The following is an 18,192-nucleotide window of genomic DNA, read 5'->3' as shown; positions in this document are numbered from 1 at the left end:
GGGCAAGGACGTGAACGGATTGATGGCGGGCAAGCGCGGGCTGATCATGGGGCTCGCCAATGACAAGTCGCTGGCCTGGGGGATCGCCAAGCAGCTCAGCGAGGCCGGCGCCGAGCTGGCCTTCTCCTACCAGGGCGCGGCGATGGAGAAGCGCGTGCGGCCGCTCGCCGAGCAGCTCGGCGTGGCGCGGCTGTTCGACTGCGACGTCTCCGACATGGCCGCGCTGGACGACACCTTCGCCGCGCTGGCGCGGGAATGGCCGACGATCGACTTCGTCGTCCATGCCATCGGCTTCTCCGACAAGTCGCAGCTGCGCGGTCGCTACTACGACACCACGCTCGACAACTTCCTGATGACGATGAACGTCTCGGCCTATTCGCTCGTCGCAGTGGCGCAGCGTGCGCGCAGGATGATGCCCAACGGCGGCGCGATCCTGACGCTGACCTACTATGGCGCCGAGAAGGTGATCCCGCACTATAACGTGATGGGCGTCGCCAAGGCCGCGCTGGAGACGAGCGTCAAATATCTCGCGGTCGATCTCGGGCCGGAGAACATCCGCATCAACGCGATCTCGGCGGGGCCGATCCAGACCCTGGCGGCGCGCGGCATCGGCGACTTCAACTACATCCTCAAGTGGAACGAGCTCAACGCGCCGCTGCGCCGCACCGTCTCGATCGAGGAGGTCGGTGGCGCGGGCCTGTACCTACTCAGCTCGCTCGCCAGCGGCGTCACCGGCGAGATCCACCATGTCGACGCGGGCTACAACGTCATCGGCATGAAGGCGGAGGATGCGCCGGACATCGCGCTTGCCTGAGGAGGGCACCTCGGCCGAGCTGATCGTCCGCCCCGCGCGCGGCGAGGACGTGGCGGGGATCGACGCGCTGCTGCGCACCTGTTTCGCGCGGCCCGACGAGGCCGACCTCGTGCGACGGCTGTGCATCGACGGCGCGATGGTGCTGATGATGGCGGCGGTCGACGGCGCCAGCGGCGCGATCGTCGGCGCGGTGGCGTTCAGCCGCATGGCGGTGACGGTCAACGATCGCCCCGTCCCCGCGGTGGCGCTGGCGCCGCTCGCGGTGGCACCATCTTATCGCCGCCGCGGCGTCGGCGAGGCGCTGGTGCAGGCCGGACTGGAGCGGCTCGAGGCCGAGCGCGTGGTGTTGTGCTTCGTACTGGGCGACGCGGCCTATTACCGGCGCTTCGGCTTCCACGAGGATTATGCGGCCAACTTCGTCTCGCCTTATGCTGGCGAGCATCTGCTGGCGCTGCCGCTGCAGGGCGGGCTGATGCCCTGCGGCGTTCGCGGCGACGCGCGCCACCCGGATGCTTTCGCGGTGCTCGGCGCGGGGTGAGCGGGCACCAAGCTGCCAGTCGCTGTTCCGCGGCGGAGGCCGGGGCCGAGGTGGGAAAGCCGCCGTGGCGCTCACCAACGTCCCCCAACTGGACCCCCGCCTTCGCCGGGAAACAGCGGCGTTAACCTCTCCGCCTTTGCCCCTGTCCTACCCCGCGCGCTTCTGGCACAGCGCGCCGCATGTTCCACGCTGGCCGCCCGCGAACGTTGAGTCCCGACGTGCCAGCGACTCAACATTCGCAACATTCGGACCCTCACGTATGAGCTACAACACCTTCGGCCGCGTGTTCCGCTTCACCACCTGGGGCGAGAGCCACGGGCCGGCGCTGGGCGCGGTGGTCGACGGCTGCCCGCCGGGGATCGCGCTGACCGAGGCCGACCTCCAGCCCTGGCTCGACCGCCGCCGCCCGGGCCAGTCGCGCTTCACGACGCAGCGGCGCGAGCCCGACCAGGTTCGCATCCTCTCGGGCGTGTTCGAGGGGCGCACCACCGGCACGCCGATCAGCCTGATGATTGAGAACGTCGACCAGCGCTCCAAGGACTATTCCGACGTCGCGCTCGCCTATCGCCCCGGCCACGCCGACTACGCCTATGACGCCAAGTACGGCTTCCGCGACTATCGCGGCGGCGGCCGCTCCTCCGCGCGGGAGACCGCCGCGCGCGTCGCGGCCGGCGCGGTGGCGCGGCTGGTGGTGCCGCAGGTGCGCGTGCGCGCCTGGGTCGAGGCGATCGGCGGCGACGCGATCGACCCGGCGACCTTCGACGACGTCGCGATCGACGCCAACCCCTTCTTCTGTCCCGATCCCGCGGCCGCCGCGCGCTGGGAAGAGAAGGTCGATGCCGCGCGCAAGGCCGGCTCCTCGCTTGGCGCGGTGGTGGTGTGCGAGGCGACCGGCGTCCCAGCGGGCTGGGGCGCACCGCTCTATGCCAAGCTCGACAGCGAGCTCGCCGCGGCGTGCATGTCGATCAACGCGGTGAAGGGCGTCGAGATCGGCGACGGCTTCGCCGCCGCGGCGCTCTCGGGGGAGCAGAACGCCGACGCGATGCGTCCCGGCGCGGACGGCCCCGCCTTCCTCGCCAACCATGCCGGCGGGATCGCGGGCGGGATCGCCACCGGCCAGCCGATCCGGGTGCGCGTCGCGTTCAAGCCGACCAGCTCGATCCTCACGCCGGTCGAGACCGTCACCCGTGAAGGCGGCGCGACCGAAATCGCCACCAAGGGCCGTCATGACCCCTGCGTCGGCATTCGCGGCGTGCCCGTGGTGGAGGCGATGGTCGCGCTGGTGCTCGCCGACCAAGCCTTGCTTCACCGCGCACAATGCGGATAGGTTGGTTAATTTAGGCGAGGAATAACTGGAACACCTGCTTCGTGCGCTTCGTTCGGATCGCACACACAAGGAGAGGTTCTCATGCGCATTCTCGTGATAGCGGCCGCCGCCGCACTCGTCCTGCCCGCCGTCGCCTCGGCACAGACCACCGGCGGTATGGGCGGCAGCACCGGCAGCGGCATGGGCACCGGTATGGGCCAGTCGGGCACCGGGATGGACCAGGGCACGATGGGCTCGATGCAGCAGCCCGGCTCGACCGGGACCAGCACCCAGAGCACGCACTCGGACACGATGTCGACGACCTCGCCGCGCTCGACGCGGGAGTCGCGCCGCTCGTCACGCAATCGCTCGACCATGAGCCAGCCGAGCACCAGCACGACGCCGGACCCGTCGACCCAGACGATGAACCCGGATCCGACGGTTGCCCCCATGTCGCAGAACAATCCGCGCACGACGGGCGCCGATCCGACCGCGACGACGCCGCAGTCGCCGCAATAACCTCGCCGACCTGGCCCCCCGCGCCGTGACGCGGGGGGCATGTCGCCATCAGTCGGCGAACGGGTCGCGCACCAGGATGGTGTCGTCCCGCTCCGGGCTGGTCGACACGAGCGCGACGGGGCAGCGGATCAGCTCCTCGACGCGACGGATATATTTGATCGCCTGCGCGGGCAGATCGGCCCAGCTGCGTGCGCCGGCGGTTGACTCCTGCCAACCCTCGACCGTTTCATACACCGGCTCAACCAGCGCCTGGTCCGCCGCGTGCGCCGGGAAGTAGTCGATCACCTCGCCGCGCAAGCGATAGCCGGTGCAGATCCGCACTTCGTCTAAGCCGTCGAGCACGTCGATCTTGGTCAGCGCGATCCCGGTAATCCCGCCCACCGCCGCGGACTGCCGCACCAGCACCGCGTCAAACCAGCCGCAGCGCCGCTTTCGCCCCGTCACCGTGCCAAACTCATGCCCTCGCGTGCCGAGCCGCTCGCCGGTCGCGTCCTCGAGTTCGGTCGGAAACGGCCCGGAGCCGACGCGGGTGGTATAGGCCTTGGCGATCCCCAACACGAACCCCACCGCCGCCGGCCCGAGCCCCGAGCCGCCCGCCGCCGTGCCCGCAATCGTGTTCGACGACGTGACGAACGGATAGGTGCCGTGATCGATGTCGAGCAGCACGCCCTGTGCGCCCTCGAACAGGATGCGCTTGCCCGCCTCCTTCGCGGCGTTGAGGTCGCGCCACACCGGCTTGGCGAAAGGCAGCACGAAGCCGGCGATCGCGCGCAGCTCGGCGACCAGCGCGTCGCGATCGATCGGCGCCTCGCCGAAGCCGGCGCGTAGCGCATCATGGTGCGCGGTGAGCCGGTCGAGCTGCGGCCCGAGATCATCGAGATGCGCGAGGTCACAGACGCGCAGCGCGCGACGTCCGACCTTGTCCTCATAAGCGGGGCCGATACCGCGCCGCGTCGTCCCGATCTTGCCTGCGCCGCTGGCATCCTCGCGCAGCGCATCGAGGTCGCGGTGGAAGGGCAGGATCAACGCGCAATTGTCCGCGATCCGCAGCGTCTCGGGTGAGGCGACGACGCCCTGCCCCGCCAGCCGCTCGATCTCCGCCTTGAGCGCCCAAGGGTCGAGCACCACCCCGTTGCCGATCACCGAGGGCGTACCGCGCACGATCCCGGAGGGCAGCAGCGAAAGCTTGTAGACCGCCTCGCCGACCACCAGCGTATGCCCGGCATTGTGCCCGCCCTGGAAGCGGACGACGATATCGGCGCGCTCGGCGAGCCAGTCGACGATCTTGCCCTTGCCCTCGTCGCCCCATTGCGCGCCGATGACTGCTACGTTGGCCATGGATACAGGTCTCCGCCTGCCGGGCGAACCCGCGCGCCCTTCGACAGGACTCGGCGCGCGAGTGGTTCAGCGATGTCGGTGGCGCGGGTAGCCGCGAGGCGGCGACAGGTCAACCGGTGCAGCGTCTTCGAAGCGGGTCGGCCATTTGTTGCGAGACACTCGCAACAGCCATAGTCAAGCGGAATGACGAACGAGAAAGGCTTGATGCGGCGGTTGGTCACCGGCGCCGCCGCGACGATAGCGGCATTCGCTCCGACCATAGCGAGCGCGCAGCGCGGCGAAACACCCGAGGACGAGATCGTCGTCACCGCCGACCGACCGGAGAGTTACGGGGCCGATGCGGTGCAGGCCGGCATCTTCCGCGACGCGCGGCAACTCGACATCCCCGCGACCTTCACGATCCTGCGGCGCGCAGTGCTCGATACCCAGCAGGCGCGTTCCTTGGCCGATGTTCTCCATGACGTGCCCGGCGTGTCCGAGGCGCAGATTTCGGCGCTGGTCTACGCCAATGTCGCGATCCGGGGCATCCCCGCCAACAATTTCACCAACTACCGCCTGAATGGAGTCCTGCCGATCGTCAACCTGGTCGACGCGCCGATCGAGACGCTCGACCGCGTGGAAGTGCTGAAGGGCGCGGCAGGGCTGCGCTACGGCTTTGCCGCGCCGTCGGGGATCGTCGACCTGGTGAGCAAACGCCCCAGCGGCCGCGCGAAGGATCGGTTCGAGGCATTCGGCGACACGCACGGCGGAGCGGGCGCCGCGCTCGATATCGACCGGCCGCTGACGGACGGGATCGGCCTGCGTGTCAACGCCGGCGCTGCCGAGCTGCTTCCTGGCATCGACCAGGTCGACGGCTGGCGACGCTTCGCCGCCGCCGCGATCGACTGGCGACCGAGCGAGCGGCTCACGATCACGCTCGACGTCGACCATGTGGCACGCGACATCGCCGAGCCCACCGAGTTCGCGCTGGTGCCGCGGGCCGGTCGCATCGTGCTGCCGCCCTTGCCGCCCACCGACCGCAACCTTGGCGCCCGCTGGATGCGCGCCAGCGCCTGGCGCCGCAATCTGCTGCTCCGCGGCCGCTACGTGCTTGCGCCGGGGTGGAGCGCGTCGTTGAGCATGGGCGAGTCCCGGCTCGATCGAGCGCGCGCTTACTCCTCCTTCGGCGGCTTCGATGCGGCAAGCGGCGACGGGATCGTCACCGTGCTGCTAACACGCCGCAATCCCCATCGCGTCCAGCTGTTCCAGGTCGATCTCGCCGGCACGATCCGGAGCGGCCCCATCCTCCATCACCTGGTGTTGGGCGCCGCCGAGAGCGACCGCACCACTTCGCTGCCACTACCGCTTCGCTATCGAGTCGCTCAGAACCTGTATCGACCGCGCATCCTCCCGCCCCCCGCCGCCGCGTCTCTGCTCCCCAGCGAGCGGCAGCGCACCGAGGACGCCGGCCTGTTCCTGCTCGATCGCGCCGCCTTGGGCGAGTGGCTCGACCTGACCGTCGGGCACCGCTTCACCGCCTATCGCGAGCGCGATCCGCGCCGCGACCATCTCGAGCGCCCCGCCCTGTGGTCTTATGCGGCGACGCTGAAGCCGACCGCCTTGGCCAGCCTGTACGCCAGCCATGTCGAGGGGCTGGAGCCGGGCGGCACCGCCCAGCAGATCGCGGTCAATTTCGGGGAGACGCTGCCGGCGGCGCGCAGCACGCAGGAAGAGATCGGCGCGAAGCTCACGCTACCGCACGCGCTCACCTGGAGCGCGGCCTGGTTCCGCGTCGATCGCGCCGCCTCCTACATCAACGATCAGCACCGCTTCGTGCAGGACGGCCGCGCGCGCTACCAAGGCATCGAGCTGTCGGGGGCGGGCGAGCTGGCGCCGGCACTCTCGCTGCTCGCGGGCGCCACGCTCGTCGATGCGCGCCAGCGCTCGGGCGCAGCGATGATGCTGGGCAAGCTGATCGAAAACACGCCGCGACGTACCGGATCGCTGCTGCTCACCTACCGTCTGGCGGCATCGACCGGGCTCGATCTTTCGGTCGGCGCCACCGCCGCGGGGCGGCGCGCACTGGACTCGCTCAACCTCGGCTTCGTCCCGGGCCACGTCGCGTTCGCCGCCGGCGCGGGCTATCGCTTCCCGCTCGGTGGGCGCGCGGTGACACTCCGCGTCTATGGCGAAGCCGGTGGCCGACACTGGGCGGCGACGGGATCCGACCTGCTGGCGGCGGCGCCGCCGGCGAGCATTCGATTGTCGCTCGCGTCGGCGTCCTGAGTTCGGGACCAGATCGGGTCGATCGGCCGCTTGACCGGGGCAGCGTGGCCGCGCCAGCGTGTCGGCAGGGGGGACAAGACCGATGCGCCACTTGCTGCTTTGCGCGCTCGCCAGCGCACTGCTCGCGTCGCCAGCCACCGCGCGCGAGCTCAAGGTCGGGCAGCCGGCGCCGCCGATCGAGCTGACGCTGGTCGACGGCAGCAAGACCACACTCGCCCAGCATCGCGGTGAGGTGGTGCTGCTCAACTTCTGGGCGACGTGGTGCGTGCCGTGCCGCACCGAGCTGCCGCTGCTTGACCGTTACTATCGGCACACCCGGCAGCATGGGCTCAGCGTTTTTGCGGTAGCGACCGACGGATCGGCACCGCTGCACCAACTCAAGCCGCTGTTCGCCGCCATGGCGATCCCGGCGGTGCGCCGCATCAAAGGCATGAGCGCGGAAATGCCCGCCGTGCCGACCAACTATATCATCGATCGTGCCGGGGTGGTCCGCTACGCCAAGGCGGCGGCACTGGACCTCGACGATCTCAACCGTGAGCTGATCCCGCTGCTGAAAGAGCCTCCGCCCCAGGAGTGAAGCGGCCCGCGCGACGGAACGGCACGGCACCGCGCGAGTTGAGCGGGGATGAAGACCCTCGCGCTGACCGGTGTTGCCCTGCTCCTGCTCGCCGGGTGCGGCGATCGCTCCGCAGAAGCGGGGCGCGACGAGAGACCCGGGGCTGCGGCCAACGCAACCGCCGCCCCGGACCTCGCCGGAAGCCGGTCCGACGGCACGTCCAATTCTTCGTCTCCGACCGCTACTCCGGCACCATCGCGCGCGACATATCTGGGGCGGTGGCGCGGGGTGGAAGGGCTTAACCTCGTCGTCTCGCCGCGCGCTGGCGCGGACGATGCGGTCTCGCTGGCGATGCAGTGGAGCCTTGACGATAAGGGGACCTACGACGGCAAGGTCACCGCGGAGGGCATCGTCTTCGAACGCAACGGCGGGCGCCAAGTGCTGCGGCCGAGCGACGGCGCCGCGACCGGCCTGAAATATCTCGATGGCAAGAAGGACTGTCTGACGGTCACACCAGGCGAAGGCTATTGCCGCGACTGAATTGCACGGTCGAAGGCGATGAGCCGCTCTGCCTCGGCGAGGTGAAGCCGCTCCACCATCTCGCCGTCGATCCGGATCGCACCCAGCGCGTCATGCTCGGGTAAGGCGAAGGCGGCGACGATCCGTTCGGCGCGGGCGACCGCCTCCGTGGAAGGCGCGAAGGCACGATTGGCGGCATGGATCTGCGCCGGATGGATCAGCGTCTTGCCGTCGAACCCCCAGCGCGCGCCCTGCGCGCAGGCGCGCTCGACGGCCGCGGCGTCGTCGATCACATTGGTGACGCCATCGAGCGCGACGATGCCGGCGAGCCGTGCGGCTAGCACCACCTCGGTGAGGATCGGCCACAGCGGCGCGCGATCCTCGCCCGGCGTGCAGCGCAGCTCGCGCGCGAGATCGTTTGGCCCGACCACCAGCGCGGCGAGCCCGGTCTCACGCGCCGTCGCCGCAATCGAGCGCAACGCCGTGACGCCGGCGCACGTCTCGATCATCGCCCAGAGCGCAGGTCCCTGACCCAGCGTGGCGCGTGCGGCGCGGAGCATGTCGGGGCCGTCCACCTTGGGGAGCAGCACCGCGTCGAGCGGCGCGCCGCGCAGCGCGGCCAAGTCGCCGGCGCCCCAGTCGCTGTCGGCGCCGTTGGCTCGCACGACCCGCTCGCGCGCGCCCCAGTCACCCGCCGCGAGGGCCATGAGCGCGGCCTCGCGCGCGTCGCGCTTTACCGCGGGCGCGACTGAATCCTCAAGGTCGAGGATGACGGCGTCGCAGTCGAGCGTGCGCGACTTGGCGAGCGCGCGCTGGTTCGACGCGGGAAGGAACAGCGCGCTGCGACGCGGGCGCGCCGCGACCGCACTCACTTTCCCGCGAACCCCGTCGGTGCGGGCGAGACCGCCACCGCGCCGCCGGCTCGCAGTTCCTTCACCTCCAGCGCGCGCTCGGCGACGCCGTCACGGCCGAAGCGGAACGCGCCGTCGATCCCGGCGAAGCCATCCGCGTCGCGCAGCCGCGGTTCGGGAAAGGTCGTTCCCGGCTGCCAGTCGCGCGCGATCCGAACCACCAGCAGCACCGAGTCATAGCCGAGGCTCGACAGCCGATAGGGCGCGGCGTTGAAGCGGGTGCGATAGTTGCGCGCATATTGGCGGTACAAATCGTCAGGCACGCTGGCGAACCATGAGCCGCTCAGCGCCGGCGCACTCGCGCCCTTGTCGGCGTTCCACAATTCGGTGCCCAGGATCTGCGCGGACGGGCTGGTGCGGCGGAGCAGCGGTACCGCCGCGGTGGCCGAGCCGGCGCTGTCCGCGATCAGGATCGCGTCGAACGGTGCGTCCTTGGCCATGCGCTGCACCGCCGCGCTCAGCGCGCCGGGGCCACGATCATAGGTCTGCAACGAGACCACGCGCCCGCCGGCCTGTTCGACCGCGCGCAGGAAGGCGGTGGAGGCGCGGCTGCCATAGAGGGCGTTGGGCACCAGCCCGCCGAAGTTGTTCATGCCCCGCGCCCGCGCGAAGCCGACGACGCGCTCGATCGACTGCGCCGGCGCATAGCCCAGCACATAGGTGCCGTTACCGGCAACGCCCGTGTCGTTGGAGAAGGACAGGACCGGCACCTTCGCGGCATGCGCGATCGGAGCGACCGCGCGCACGTCCTCGGCCAGCAGCGGCCCGAGGATCAGCTGCGCGCCGTCGGCGATCGCGCGCGAGGCGGCCTGCGCCGCGCCGGTGGCGGTGTCGTAGCTGGTGATTCGCACCTGCGCGTTGCGCGTGTCGAGCAGCGCCAGCTGGGTGGCGTTCGCGAGGCTGCGGCCGACGCCGGCGTTGCTGCCCGACAGCGGCACCAGCAGCGCGACGCGGTGCCGCTCGGTGTCGCGCGGCAGGCCGCTGACCACCTCGGGCGCGGTATCGCGCGGCGGTGGCGCCTGGGTCTGCGCGCGCGGCGCCTCGACGGGGGCGCGCGGCACCACCGTCGAACAGGCCGCGAGCAGCAGCGCGCCGGTGACCGCGACCAATCGGCCCCATGCGTTCGACCATTGCGGTCGCCCGATCGCCTCTGCCATGACAACTCCCGTGAACTCTCTACCGCCTGGGCTCTACATCGTCGCCACCCCGATCGGCAATCTCGGCGATCTCTCGCCGCGTGCGGCGGAGGTGCTCGCCGCCGCCGACGTCATCGCGGTGGAGGACTCGCGCGTCACCGCCGGGCTGCTCCGCCACATCGGCACCAAGCGGCCGATGACTCCTTATCACGACCACAATGCCGCCGAGGTGCGGCCGCGCCTGATCGAGCGGATGGCGACCCAGGTGGTCGCGCTCGTCTCCGACGCGGGCACGCCGCTGATCTCCGATCCGGGCTACAAGCTGGTGCGCGAGGCGCGCGCAGCGGGGCGCCATGTCGTCACCGTCCCGGGCGCCTGCGCCGCGGTGGCCGCGCTGACGCTCGCCGGGCTGCCGACCGATCGCTTCCTCTTCCTCGGTTTCCTGCCCCCGAAGGAGCAGGCGCGCGCCGAGACGATCCGCGAGGTGGCGGCGGTGCGCGCCACGCTCGTGCTGTACGAATCGGGGCCCCGCCTGGGTGCCTGCCTCGCCGCGCTGGCACAACTTCTGGGCGAGCGCGAAGCGGCGGTGTGCCGCGAGATCACCAAGAGGTTCGAGGAGGCGGTGACCGGCACGCTCGGTGACCTGGCGGCGCGCTATGCCGAGGCGCCGCCGAGGGGCGAGATCGTCATCGTGGTCGCGCCCCCCGCTCCGCCCGCTCCAGCGAGCGCGGACGACGCCGACGCCGCGCTCACCGAAGCGCTTACCCGCCTGCCCGCGTCCAAGGCGGCGGGCGAGGTGGCCAAGGCGCTCGGGCTCGATCGCCGCGAACTTTATGCGCGCGCGCTGGAGCTCAAGGGGTAGCGGGCGTGCTCGCCTCATTCTCGCGCGCGATCGCCCCCGCCATGCGGCCGCGCTGGGTATAAGCGAAGGCGTTGGCTCCGCCCGTGTACAGGCCGCGCAGGTAGCCGCGGTCGAAGGCGGTGAGCTGCGCGGGCGGCGCGGACTTGCCACCGAACAGCGCCAGCATCGTGTCGAGCCCTCCGCCGGGCAGCTCGCGCGCGCCGGCGAACAGGCGCAGCGCGGCGTAGTCGGCGAGCTGACGCGAGGTCTTGCCCACCACTGCCTTGCGCTCGACGATCAGCACCGCGGTGACCACGTCCTGCCGCACCGGCTGGACGAGCCGCGACGCGGATGCGATGCGGAAGGTCGGCGGTCCGTCCCCGGGCAGGCTCGTCTCGCCGTCGCGCGTGCGCACCTCGGTGAGCCGCCAGGCGAACGCCGGCCCCTTGCTCTTGAGCAGCGCACGCCGCGCTTGGAAGCCGACGCCCAGCAGCGCGCGATGGTTGGACTTGGCCATCTTCGCCACCTCGGCGTGCGCGTCATCGACGAACAGCACCATCGTGTTGGGCCGACAGCGATCGCCGGCGAGCGAGATACCCACGGTATCGGCGTCGTCGAGCATGCGCTGCGCGATCTCGCTCGACACCTTGCTCGACAGCCCCCCGACGGCGACACAGACGGGATCCTGGAAGCGAGCGATCGGCACGTTCTGCGAGACCGGGCCGGTCGCCGCGCGCACCTGGTTGCCGATGACCTTGCGGGTCGGTGCGGCGACGATGATGTCGCCGTTGTCGCCGAGCCGCTGATCGGCAGGGGGTGCGGGCGGGGGCTCGGTGATGCTTGCCGCCGCGCCGGCCGGCGCCGACGGGGGAGCCGCCGCGCTCGGCCCCGGGCCGGGGAGCTGCGCCGCGGCGATGACCAGCGCTGCCAGATTGATGACGACCATCGCCTCCTCCGTCGTGGTACGGCGTTCAGCTTAGGCGTGCCAACTACTTGTGCCCACGCCCATTCTCATCCGGATCGAGCGGGGATTGGCGCTCGTGCGGCGACGGGTGGGACGATCTGTCCCATCGAACCCGCGCGCCGCCGCGCCTACATCGCCGCGCATGGAACCGACGCCCCCCGCCCCCGCCCCCGCCGCCGCTGTGCCGAGCGGCCGCGACCGCTTCTGGTGGATCATCCGCTCGGGCTGGCGCGGCAGCTGCCCGCGTTGCGGCGAAGGCAAGATGTTCGCCTCCTGGCTCAAGGTGGTACCGCGCTGTGATCATTGCGGCCTGGATTATCGTTTCGCCGCCCCCGACGATGGCCCCGCTTTCTTCTCGCTGTGCATCATCGCGCTGCCGCTGACCGCCTTCGTGGTGTGGCTGCAGGTCGCATTCGATCCACCCGCCTGGGTCCATCTCGTCACCTCGGTGCCGGTGATGGCGCTCGGCACGCTGCTGCCGCTGCGCCCGATCAAGGGCTGGCTGGTCGCGTCGCAATACGTCAATCGCGCGCAGGAGGCGGGCACGCGCAGGCTCTGGTCCGATCTGCACGGGACCTCGGGCGCGAGCGACTTCGACCAGTGAGCGCACGGCACGTCACGCTTGCGCTGGCGACGCTGGCGCTGCTCGCCGCTTGCGGCGACGGCGACGGCGACGGCGACGTGGCGGCCCGGCGCAGGGCGCTAGGCGCGAACCCGACGCTGGCGGCGCGGCTCGCCGCGGCCGACGCAGGCCGCGGCGCGCGCCTGTTCGGCCAGTGCGCCGCCTGCCACACGATCGGCGCGGGCGCGGGCGACCGCAACGGGCCGAACCTGCGCGATGTGATGGGCGCACCCGTTGCCGGGGTGAGCTCACGATTCGGCTATACCGCCGCCCTGCGCGCACACGGAGGCCGGTGGACCGACGCGACGATGGACGCCTGGCTCGCCGACCCCGCCGCGGTCGCCCCCGGTACCGCGATGCGCTTCCCCGGCGTGCGCGACCCGCTCGATCGCGCCGACCTGATCGCCTATCTGCATCGACAGAGCGACGCGGCTCGCTGAGCCGGGCCAGCGCGTGCTTGCCGCAACGACGGGGCTCGGGCACGCTCGCGATCATGCGCCGCCCCCGCTCTCCGCTCGACCGTCGCGACGCCGAGGCGGCCGGCCGCCGCGGCGAGCGGCTCGCCGCCTGGTGGCTGCGACTGCAGGGCTGGCAGATCCTCGACCGCCGCGTGCGTACGCCGGCGGGCGAGGTCGATCTGGTGGCACGGCGCGGTGCGCTGGTCGCCTTCGTCGAGGTGAAAGCACGGCGCACGGCCGCTGAGCTCGATCTGGCGATCGACGAACGCCGGCTCGCGCGCGTGGCCGCCGCCGCCGAGCTGCTGATGCCGCGCTACGCGTTGCCGGGCGACGACATCCGCGTCGACGTGCTGCTGCTCGCCCCCGGCACGCGCCCGCGCCACATCGAGAACGCCTGGATCGGCTGAGCCCCAGGGCAGGCCGCGCCCAAGCCGGCGCGACCGCGCGTGACATTGCCTCTGCGCCACCCTACCTGCCGCCGCATCGCTCTGCCGGAAAGGGACAGTCCATGGCGCTCACCGTCGCGGTCCAGATGGATCCGATCGACCAGATCAACATCGCCGGTGACTCGACCTTCGCGCTGATGCTGTCGGCGCAGCAGCGCGGGCACCGACTGTTCCACTACACCGCCGACCAGCTCAACTGGTCGGACGGCAGGTTGTGGACGCAAGCGCACCCGGTGACGGTGCAGCGTGTGCAAGGCGATCATTTCCGCTTCGAGAAGCCGGTCGCGCTCGACCTCGGCGTAAGGGCCGACGTGGTGCTGATGCGCCAGGATCCGCCGTTCGATCTCGGCTATATCACCGCCACGCACCTGCTTGAGCGGATTGCCGATCGCACTCTGGTGGTCAACGATCCCGCCAGCGTGCGCAACGCGCCCGAGAAGGTGTTCGTGCTCGATTATGCGCGCTTCATGCCGCCGACGCTGGTGACGCGGTCGCTCGACGAGACGCGCGCGTTCCTGCGCGAGCACGGCGCGATCGTGGTCAAGCCGCTTCACGGCAACGGCGGCAAGGCCATCTTCCGCGTCGGGCCGGAGGGCGAGAACCTTTCGGCGCTGCTCGAGGTGTTCAACCAGACCTGGCGCGAGCCGCACATGGTGCAGGCCTTCCTTCCCGACGTCGCCAAGGGCGACAAGCGCATCGTGCTGGTCGACGGCGAGGTGGCCGGCGCGATCAACCGGCTGCCGGGCGAGGGCGAGATCCGCAGCAACCTCGCGGTCGGCGGATCGGCCGAGAAGACCGAGCTGACGCCGCGCGAGCGCGAGATCTGCGCGGTGCTCGGGCCCGAGCTCAAGCGGCGCGGGCTGATCTTCGTCGGCATCGACGTGATCGGCGGCGAGTGGCTGACCGAGATCAACGTCACCTCGCCGACCGGCATCGTCGCGATCGAGCGGTTCGATGGCACCGATGTCGCCGGTCTTATCTGGGACGCGATCGAGCGCCGCCACGCGGAACGCACGCGCTGACCGCGCCGTTGGCCAAGGCGTGACCGAGTTCATCGTCAGCTGGATCGTCAAAGGCGGTTATCTCGGGATCTTCCTCCTGATGGCGCTGGAGAATGTCGTTCCGCCCATTCCCTCCGAGGTGATCATGGGGCTGGGCGGCATCGCGGTGGCACGCGGGCAGATGGAGCTTGTGCCGCTGCTGCTCTGGGGCACCGCCGGCACTACCGCGGGCAACGTCTTCTGGTACGTCATCGGGCGACGCGTCGGCTATGCGCGCTTCCGCCCCCTCGTCGAGCGGCACGGCCGCTGGCTGACGATGGAGTGGAGCGACGTCGAGCGCGTCCAGCACTTCTTCCACCATCACGGCGGCTGGGTCATCTTCGTCTTCCGCTTCATGCCCACCTTCCGCACGATGATCTCCCTGCCGGCGGGCATGGCGGCCATGCCGTTATGGCGCTTCCTGGTGATGACCTTCCTCGGCAGCATCATCTGGAACGCGGTGCTGGCCGGCGCGGGCTTTTATCTCGGCAGCCGCTTCAGCGAGCTGGATCGCTATGTCGGGCCGGTCGGGATCGTGTTGACGGTGCTGGCGCTGGGTTATTACGTCTACCGCGTCGTCACTTGGTCACCGCGCGCCGAGTAGCAATCCCATCCTGCCGGAATCCGCACGATCATCCCCGTGGGTGCGCGGCGCGGTACACGTCGAGCAGGTGCGCCGCGTCGACGGCCGTGTAGATCTGGGTCGAGCTCAGGCTGGCGTGGCCGAGCAGTTCCTGCAACGCGCGCAGGTCGGCGCCGCGGCCGAGCAGATGGGTCGCGAAACTGTGGCGCAGCGCGTGCGGCGTGGTGCGCTCACCCAGCCCGAGCCGCGCGCGTGCGCCGCGCACCTTGAGCCGCACCACGCCGGGCGAGAGCGCGCCGCCCTTCACCCCCCGGAACAGCGGCGCGTCCGCCGCGAGCGGCCACGGGCACAGCGCGGTGTAGCGCTCGATCGCGGCGCGCACCTGGGCGAGCAGCGGCACGACGCGCGTCTTGGCGCGCTTGCCGGTGACGCGCAGCGACTCGCCCAGCGGCATCACCGCGCCCGGCAGCGTCACCGCCTCGCCGATCCGCAGCCCGGCGCCGTACAGCAGCAGCAGCACCGCCCAGTCGCGCGCCGCCACCCAGGGCTCGTCGCTATCCTCCGCCACGTCGGTGGCGAGCGCGACCGCCTCGTGCGGGGCGATCGGGCGCGGCACGCCCTTGCGCACGCGTGGCCCGCGCAGCCGCGGCGCCGCCCCGGTGCCGCCCGCCCACTCGAGGAAGCCGCGCACCGCTGAGAGCTCGCGTGCGGCCGAGGCGTTACCCAGCCCGGCGCCGCCGCCCGTCGCAGCGCCGCGCCGGTGCGCGAGATAGGCGCGCAGGTCGGCGGCATCGACTCGCGCCAGCCGCGTGCGGTCGACCGCCTCACCCCAGTGCCCGGACAGGAAGGCCAGCAGCCGCGCCGCGGTGGCGCGATAGGCGCGCACCGTATGTTCCGAGCGACGACGGTCACGCGCGAGATGGATCGCATAAAGGTCGGCAAGCGTCAGCGGCACGTCCAGCATCGCGGTCGAATTTCTCCTTTCGTCGCATTTTGCGTGCTTACGCGCGGGTGCAAAAGGTAAATTAACGTGAGGCAACCATAAGGTCGGCGATGGCACCTTCCGCTTCTCTCATGGCCCCGGCAGTGGAGTCGAGCCGGCTCGCCGCGCTGAACGCGCTCGCGCTGCTCGACAGCGAGCCCGAGAAGGAATTCGACGCGCTGGTGGCGCTCGCGGCGCAGCTGCTCGGCTGCCCCACCGCGCTGCTCAATCTCGTCGACCGCGACCGGCTGTGGATCAAGGCCAGCACGGGGCCGACCAAGACGCGCGAGCTCCAGCGCGACATCGCCTTCTGCGATCGCACCGTCTCCGAGCGCGACATGGTCGTGATCGAGGACCTCGCCGCCGACGCCCGCTTTGGCACCAGCCCGCTGGTGGTGGAGAACGGCCTGCGCTTCTACGCCGGCGCACCCGTCAACGTGCTCGGCCAGGACGGCGCGCGCCACACCGTCGGGACGATCTGCGCGGTCGATATCGCCCCGCGGACGCTCGACGAACCAGCGCGCGCGGCGTTGCGGCACCTCGCCGCGCTGGCCGAGGCGCTGCTCGAGGCGCGGCGCACCGCGCTCAAGGCGATCCATATTGCCACCACGGGCGAGCAGCTCGTCACAAGGCTCGCGCGCCAGGATCATGTCTTCCGCCAGGCCGAGCAGATCGCGATGATCGGCTCGTGGCGGCTCTCGATCGCGGATCAGTCGCTGGAATGGTCGGACAACGTCTACCGCATCCATGGCCTGCCCCTGGGCGAGAAGCCCGACCTGTCGCGCGCACTCACCTTCTATCCCGCGGCCGTGCGTGACGGCATCGCCACCACGATCGCGGCGGCGATTCACGACGGTCGGCGCTTCGACTTCGAATCTGATTTTATCACCGCCGACGGGCGCACGCTACGAGTCCGCTCGATGGGCGATCCCGAGGTGGTCGACGGCCGGGTCATCGGCATGGTCGGCGTGTTCCAGGACATCACCGAGCGCCACGCGCTCGAGGTACAGCTGCGCCACGCCGCCGACATCGACGCGCTCACCGGCTTGGCCAACCGCGCCGCGTTCGACCGCGCGCTCGATTATGCGATGGCGCGCGCGCGGCGCGACCGCACACCTCTGCACCTCGTGCTGATCGACCTCGACGGCTTCAAGTCGATCAACGACACGCTCGGCCACGGCGCCGGCGACGACGTGCTGAAGCTTACCGGCGCGGCCTTGTCCGAGCCGTGGTTGAGCGGCACGCTCGCGGCGCGGATTGGCGGCGACGAGTTCGCGCTGATTGTCGAGGATCCGGCGCTCATCGCCGACCTCGACTCGCTGCGCGAGCGGGTCGAAGCGGCGCTGCGAGTCGCAGTGGAGGCGAACGGCGTGACGATGACGAGCGCGGGTTCGCTCGGCATCGCCGCCTTCGACGACGACTGCCACTCGCTGCGTGACCTGGCGCGCCGCGCCGACGTGCTGCTGTACCAGGCCAAGCACGCGCGCGTCGGACAGCGCCGGTTCGCGCCGCCGCGCCGGGTGGCGTAGCGGCGCTCCCGCCGATCAGCCGCCGCGCGCGACCTGGAAGCCGGCGAAGGACTGGCTCACCGGCATCAGCTCGAGCCGATTGACGTTGAGGTGCGGCGGCAGCGTCGCGATCCACAGCACGGTCGCGGCGATGTCCTCGGCGGTCATCGGCTCGGCGCCGGCGTAAAGAGTGTCGGAGGCGGCCCGGTCACCGCCGGTGCGCACCAGGGTGAACTCGGTCTCGACCATGCCCGGGTCGATCGCGCTGACACGAACACCGGTACCATGCAGATCCGACCGCAGCATCAGCGTGAGCTGCTGCACGAAGGCCTTGGTACCGCCGTACACGTTGCCGCCCGGATAAGGGTAGCTGCCCGCGACGGAGGCGAGATTGATGATCGCGCCCTTGCGCTCGATCAGCCCGGGCAGCAGGCGGTGCGTGATCGCCACCAGCGCGGTGACGTTGGTGTCGATCATCGTCTTCCACTGCGCCAGATCGGCGTGCTGCGCGGGGCCGGTCCCCAGCGCGAGCCCGGCATTGTTGACGAGCAGGTCGATGCCGCGGAAGCGGTCGGGCAGCGCGTCCAGCGCCGAAGCGACCGCATCCTCGTCGCGCACGTCGAACACGGCGGGCAGCAGGGCTCCGCCGAGCTCGGCCCGGAGCGCGTCGAGCCTGTCACCGCGCCGCCCGGTCGCGATCACTTGCCAGCCCGCGCCCGCCAGCGCGCGCGCGGTGGCGGCGCCGATCCCCGAGGTCGCGCCCGTCACGATCGCCGTTTTCACTGTCATTCCGATCTCCTATGGCGGTCCAGCGCGCCGGATGCCCTCCGCGCAGATAGTCCAATC

General features: G+C 70.9%; 20 protein-coding genes. 14 read left to right on the top strand and 6 right to left on the bottom strand.

What is annotated here, in order from left to right; translation table 11 throughout:
• Positions 1 to 22 precede the first annotated feature (22 nt).
• The 4 genes from fabI to QBJ89_RS09965 all read left to right on the top strand — a co-directional run bounded on the left by fabI (position 23) and on the right by QBJ89_RS09965 (position 3,177).
• Positions 23 to 814 (top strand): enoyl-ACP reductase FabI, encoded by a 792-nt coding sequence (gene fabI / locus QBJ89_RS09980; protein WP_223012610.1) that lies wholly within the window; start codon positions 23 to 25, stop codon positions 812 to 814.
• The gene (locus QBJ89_RS09975; RefSeq protein WP_277980368.1) at positions 789 to 1,352 is read left to right on the top strand and encodes a GNAT family N-acetyltransferase; all 564 of its coding nucleotides are present in this window, start codon (positions 789 to 791) and stop codon (positions 1,350 to 1,352) included. Before fabI ends, QBJ89_RS09975 begins: the two co-directional genes overlap by 26 nt.
• Before the next feature lie 259 nt (positions 1,353 to 1,611).
• A complete protein-coding gene (gene aroC / locus QBJ89_RS09970; RefSeq protein ID WP_277980367.1) occupies positions 1,612 to 2,679 on the top strand; it encodes a chorismate synthase in 1,068 nt (355 codons plus the stop codon).
• Between the two features lie 81 nt (positions 2,680 to 2,760).
• The gene (locus QBJ89_RS09965) at positions 2,761 to 3,177 is read left to right on the top strand and encodes a hypothetical protein (protein ID WP_277980366.1); all 417 of its coding nucleotides are present in this window, start codon (positions 2,761 to 2,763) and stop codon (positions 3,175 to 3,177) included.
• Between the two features lie 48 nt (positions 3,178 to 3,225).
• Here QBJ89_RS09965 and QBJ89_RS09960 read toward each other — a convergent pair whose 3' ends face one another.
• A complete protein-coding gene (locus QBJ89_RS09960) occupies positions 3,226 to 4,515 on the bottom strand; it encodes an adenylosuccinate synthase (protein WP_277980365.1) in 1,290 nt (429 codons plus the stop codon).
• Positions 4,516 to 4,719: 204 nt separating this feature from the next.
• On the opposite strand from QBJ89_RS09960, the gene QBJ89_RS09955 reads away from it, so the two are divergent.
• From QBJ89_RS09955 to QBJ89_RS09945, 3 genes are all read left to right on the top strand, one after another.
• Positions 4,720 to 6,780, top strand: a complete 2,061-nt coding sequence (locus QBJ89_RS09955) for a TonB-dependent siderophore receptor (protein WP_277980364.1) — start codon at positions 4,720 to 4,722, stop codon at positions 6,778 to 6,780.
• An 82-nt stretch (positions 6,781 to 6,862) separates the two neighbouring features.
• Complete coding sequence (locus QBJ89_RS09950) at positions 6,863 to 7,357, top strand: TlpA family protein disulfide reductase (RefSeq protein WP_277980363.1); 495 nt, start codon at positions 6,863 to 6,865, stop codon at positions 7,355 to 7,357.
• 48 nt (positions 7,358 to 7,405) lie between these two features.
• The gene (locus QBJ89_RS09945) at positions 7,406 to 7,876 is read left to right on the top strand and encodes a hypothetical protein (protein WP_277980362.1); all 471 of its coding nucleotides are present in this window, start codon (positions 7,406 to 7,408) and stop codon (positions 7,874 to 7,876) included.
• Here the strand turns inward: QBJ89_RS09945 and QBJ89_RS09940 are convergent.
• Both QBJ89_RS09940 and QBJ89_RS09935 read right to left on the bottom strand, forming a co-directional pair.
• Positions 7,861 to 8,727 carry an HpcH/HpaI aldolase/citrate lyase family protein gene (locus QBJ89_RS09940; protein WP_277980361.1) on the bottom strand — a complete coding sequence of 289 codons (867 nt, stop codon included), beginning with the start codon at positions 8,725 to 8,727 and terminating at the stop codon, positions 7,861 to 7,863. The genes QBJ89_RS09945 and QBJ89_RS09940 overlap by 16 nt on opposite strands.
• Positions 8,724 to 9,923 (bottom strand): penicillin-binding protein activator, encoded by a 1,200-nt coding sequence (locus tag QBJ89_RS09935; RefSeq protein ID WP_277980360.1) that lies wholly within the window; start codon positions 9,921 to 9,923, stop codon positions 8,724 to 8,726. The genes QBJ89_RS09940 and QBJ89_RS09935 overlap by 4 nt, the downstream gene beginning before the upstream one ends.
• Here QBJ89_RS09935 and rsmI point away from each other — a divergent pair.
• Entirely contained in the window at positions 9,922 to 10,764 is an 843-nt protein-coding gene (rsmI, locus tag QBJ89_RS09930) for a 16S rRNA (cytidine(1402)-2'-O)-methyltransferase (protein ID WP_277980359.1), read from the top strand. The genes QBJ89_RS09935 and rsmI overlap by 2 nt on opposite strands.
• Here rsmI and QBJ89_RS09925 read toward each other — a convergent pair.
• A complete protein-coding gene (locus tag QBJ89_RS09925; RefSeq protein WP_277980358.1) occupies positions 10,754 to 11,689 on the bottom strand; it encodes a hypothetical protein in 936 nt (311 codons plus the stop codon). The two genes, rsmI and QBJ89_RS09925, sit on opposite strands and share 11 nt — an antisense overlap.
• A gap of 160 nt (positions 11,690 to 11,849) precedes the next feature.
• Here QBJ89_RS09925 and QBJ89_RS09920 point away from each other — a divergent pair, with 160 nt between their 5' ends.
• The 5 genes from QBJ89_RS09920 to QBJ89_RS09900 all read left to right on the top strand — a co-directional run bounded on the left by QBJ89_RS09920 (position 11,850) and on the right by QBJ89_RS09900 (position 14,877).
• Complete coding sequence (locus QBJ89_RS09920) at positions 11,850 to 12,311, top strand: DUF983 domain-containing protein (protein ID WP_277980357.1); 462 nt, start codon at positions 11,850 to 11,852, stop codon at positions 12,309 to 12,311.
• Positions 12,308 to 12,769: a c-type cytochrome gene (locus tag QBJ89_RS09915; protein WP_277980356.1), complete on the top strand. Its 462-nt coding sequence runs from the start codon at positions 12,308 to 12,310 to the stop codon at positions 12,767 to 12,769. Before QBJ89_RS09920 ends, QBJ89_RS09915 begins: the two co-directional genes overlap by 4 nt.
• Positions 12,770 to 12,822: 53 nt before the next feature.
• Complete coding sequence (locus tag QBJ89_RS09910; protein WP_277980355.1) at positions 12,823 to 13,194, top strand: YraN family protein; 372 nt, start codon at positions 12,823 to 12,825, stop codon at positions 13,192 to 13,194.
• Between the two features lie 101 nt (positions 13,195 to 13,295).
• A complete protein-coding gene (gshB, locus tag QBJ89_RS09905) occupies positions 13,296 to 14,255 on the top strand; it encodes a glutathione synthase (protein WP_277980354.1) in 960 nt (319 codons plus the stop codon).
• Positions 14,256 to 14,274: 19 nt separating this feature from the next.
• Positions 14,275 to 14,877, top strand: coding sequence for a DedA family protein (locus QBJ89_RS09900; RefSeq protein ID WP_277980353.1), 603 nt, complete (start codon positions 14,275 to 14,277; stop codon positions 14,875 to 14,877).
• Between the two features lie 28 nt (positions 14,878 to 14,905).
• Here the strand turns inward: QBJ89_RS09900 and QBJ89_RS09895 are convergent, their stop codons facing one another.
• Positions 14,906 to 15,820 carry a tyrosine recombinase XerC gene (locus tag QBJ89_RS09895; protein ID WP_277980352.1) on the bottom strand — a complete coding sequence of 305 codons (915 nt, stop codon included), beginning with the start codon at positions 15,818 to 15,820 and terminating at the stop codon, positions 14,906 to 14,908.
• A gap of 110 nt (positions 15,821 to 15,930) precedes the next feature.
• Between QBJ89_RS09895 and QBJ89_RS09890 the strand changes: the two genes are divergently transcribed.
• Positions 15,931 to 17,367: a sensor domain-containing diguanylate cyclase gene (locus QBJ89_RS09890; RefSeq protein ID WP_277980351.1), complete on the top strand. Its 1,437-nt coding sequence runs from the start codon at positions 15,931 to 15,933 to the stop codon at positions 17,365 to 17,367.
• Positions 17,368 to 17,382: 15 nt separating this feature from the next.
• Here the strand turns inward: QBJ89_RS09890 and QBJ89_RS09885 are convergent, their stop codons facing one another.
• Positions 17,383 to 18,135: an SDR family NAD(P)-dependent oxidoreductase gene (locus tag QBJ89_RS09885; protein ID WP_277980350.1), complete on the bottom strand. Its 753-nt coding sequence runs from the start codon at positions 18,133 to 18,135 to the stop codon at positions 17,383 to 17,385.
• Positions 18,136 to 18,192: the final 57 nt, after the last annotated feature.

It is taken from the genome of Sphingomonas phyllosphaerae, from assembly GCF_029623345.1.
In the GTDB taxonomy this organism is placed as follows: domain Bacteria; phylum Pseudomonadota; class Alphaproteobacteria; order Sphingomonadales; family Sphingomonadaceae; genus Sphingomonas; species Sphingomonas phyllosphaerae_C.
Note: the sequence above shows the minus strand (reverse complement) of the source record. Positions and strands in the feature narration are given on the sequence as shown.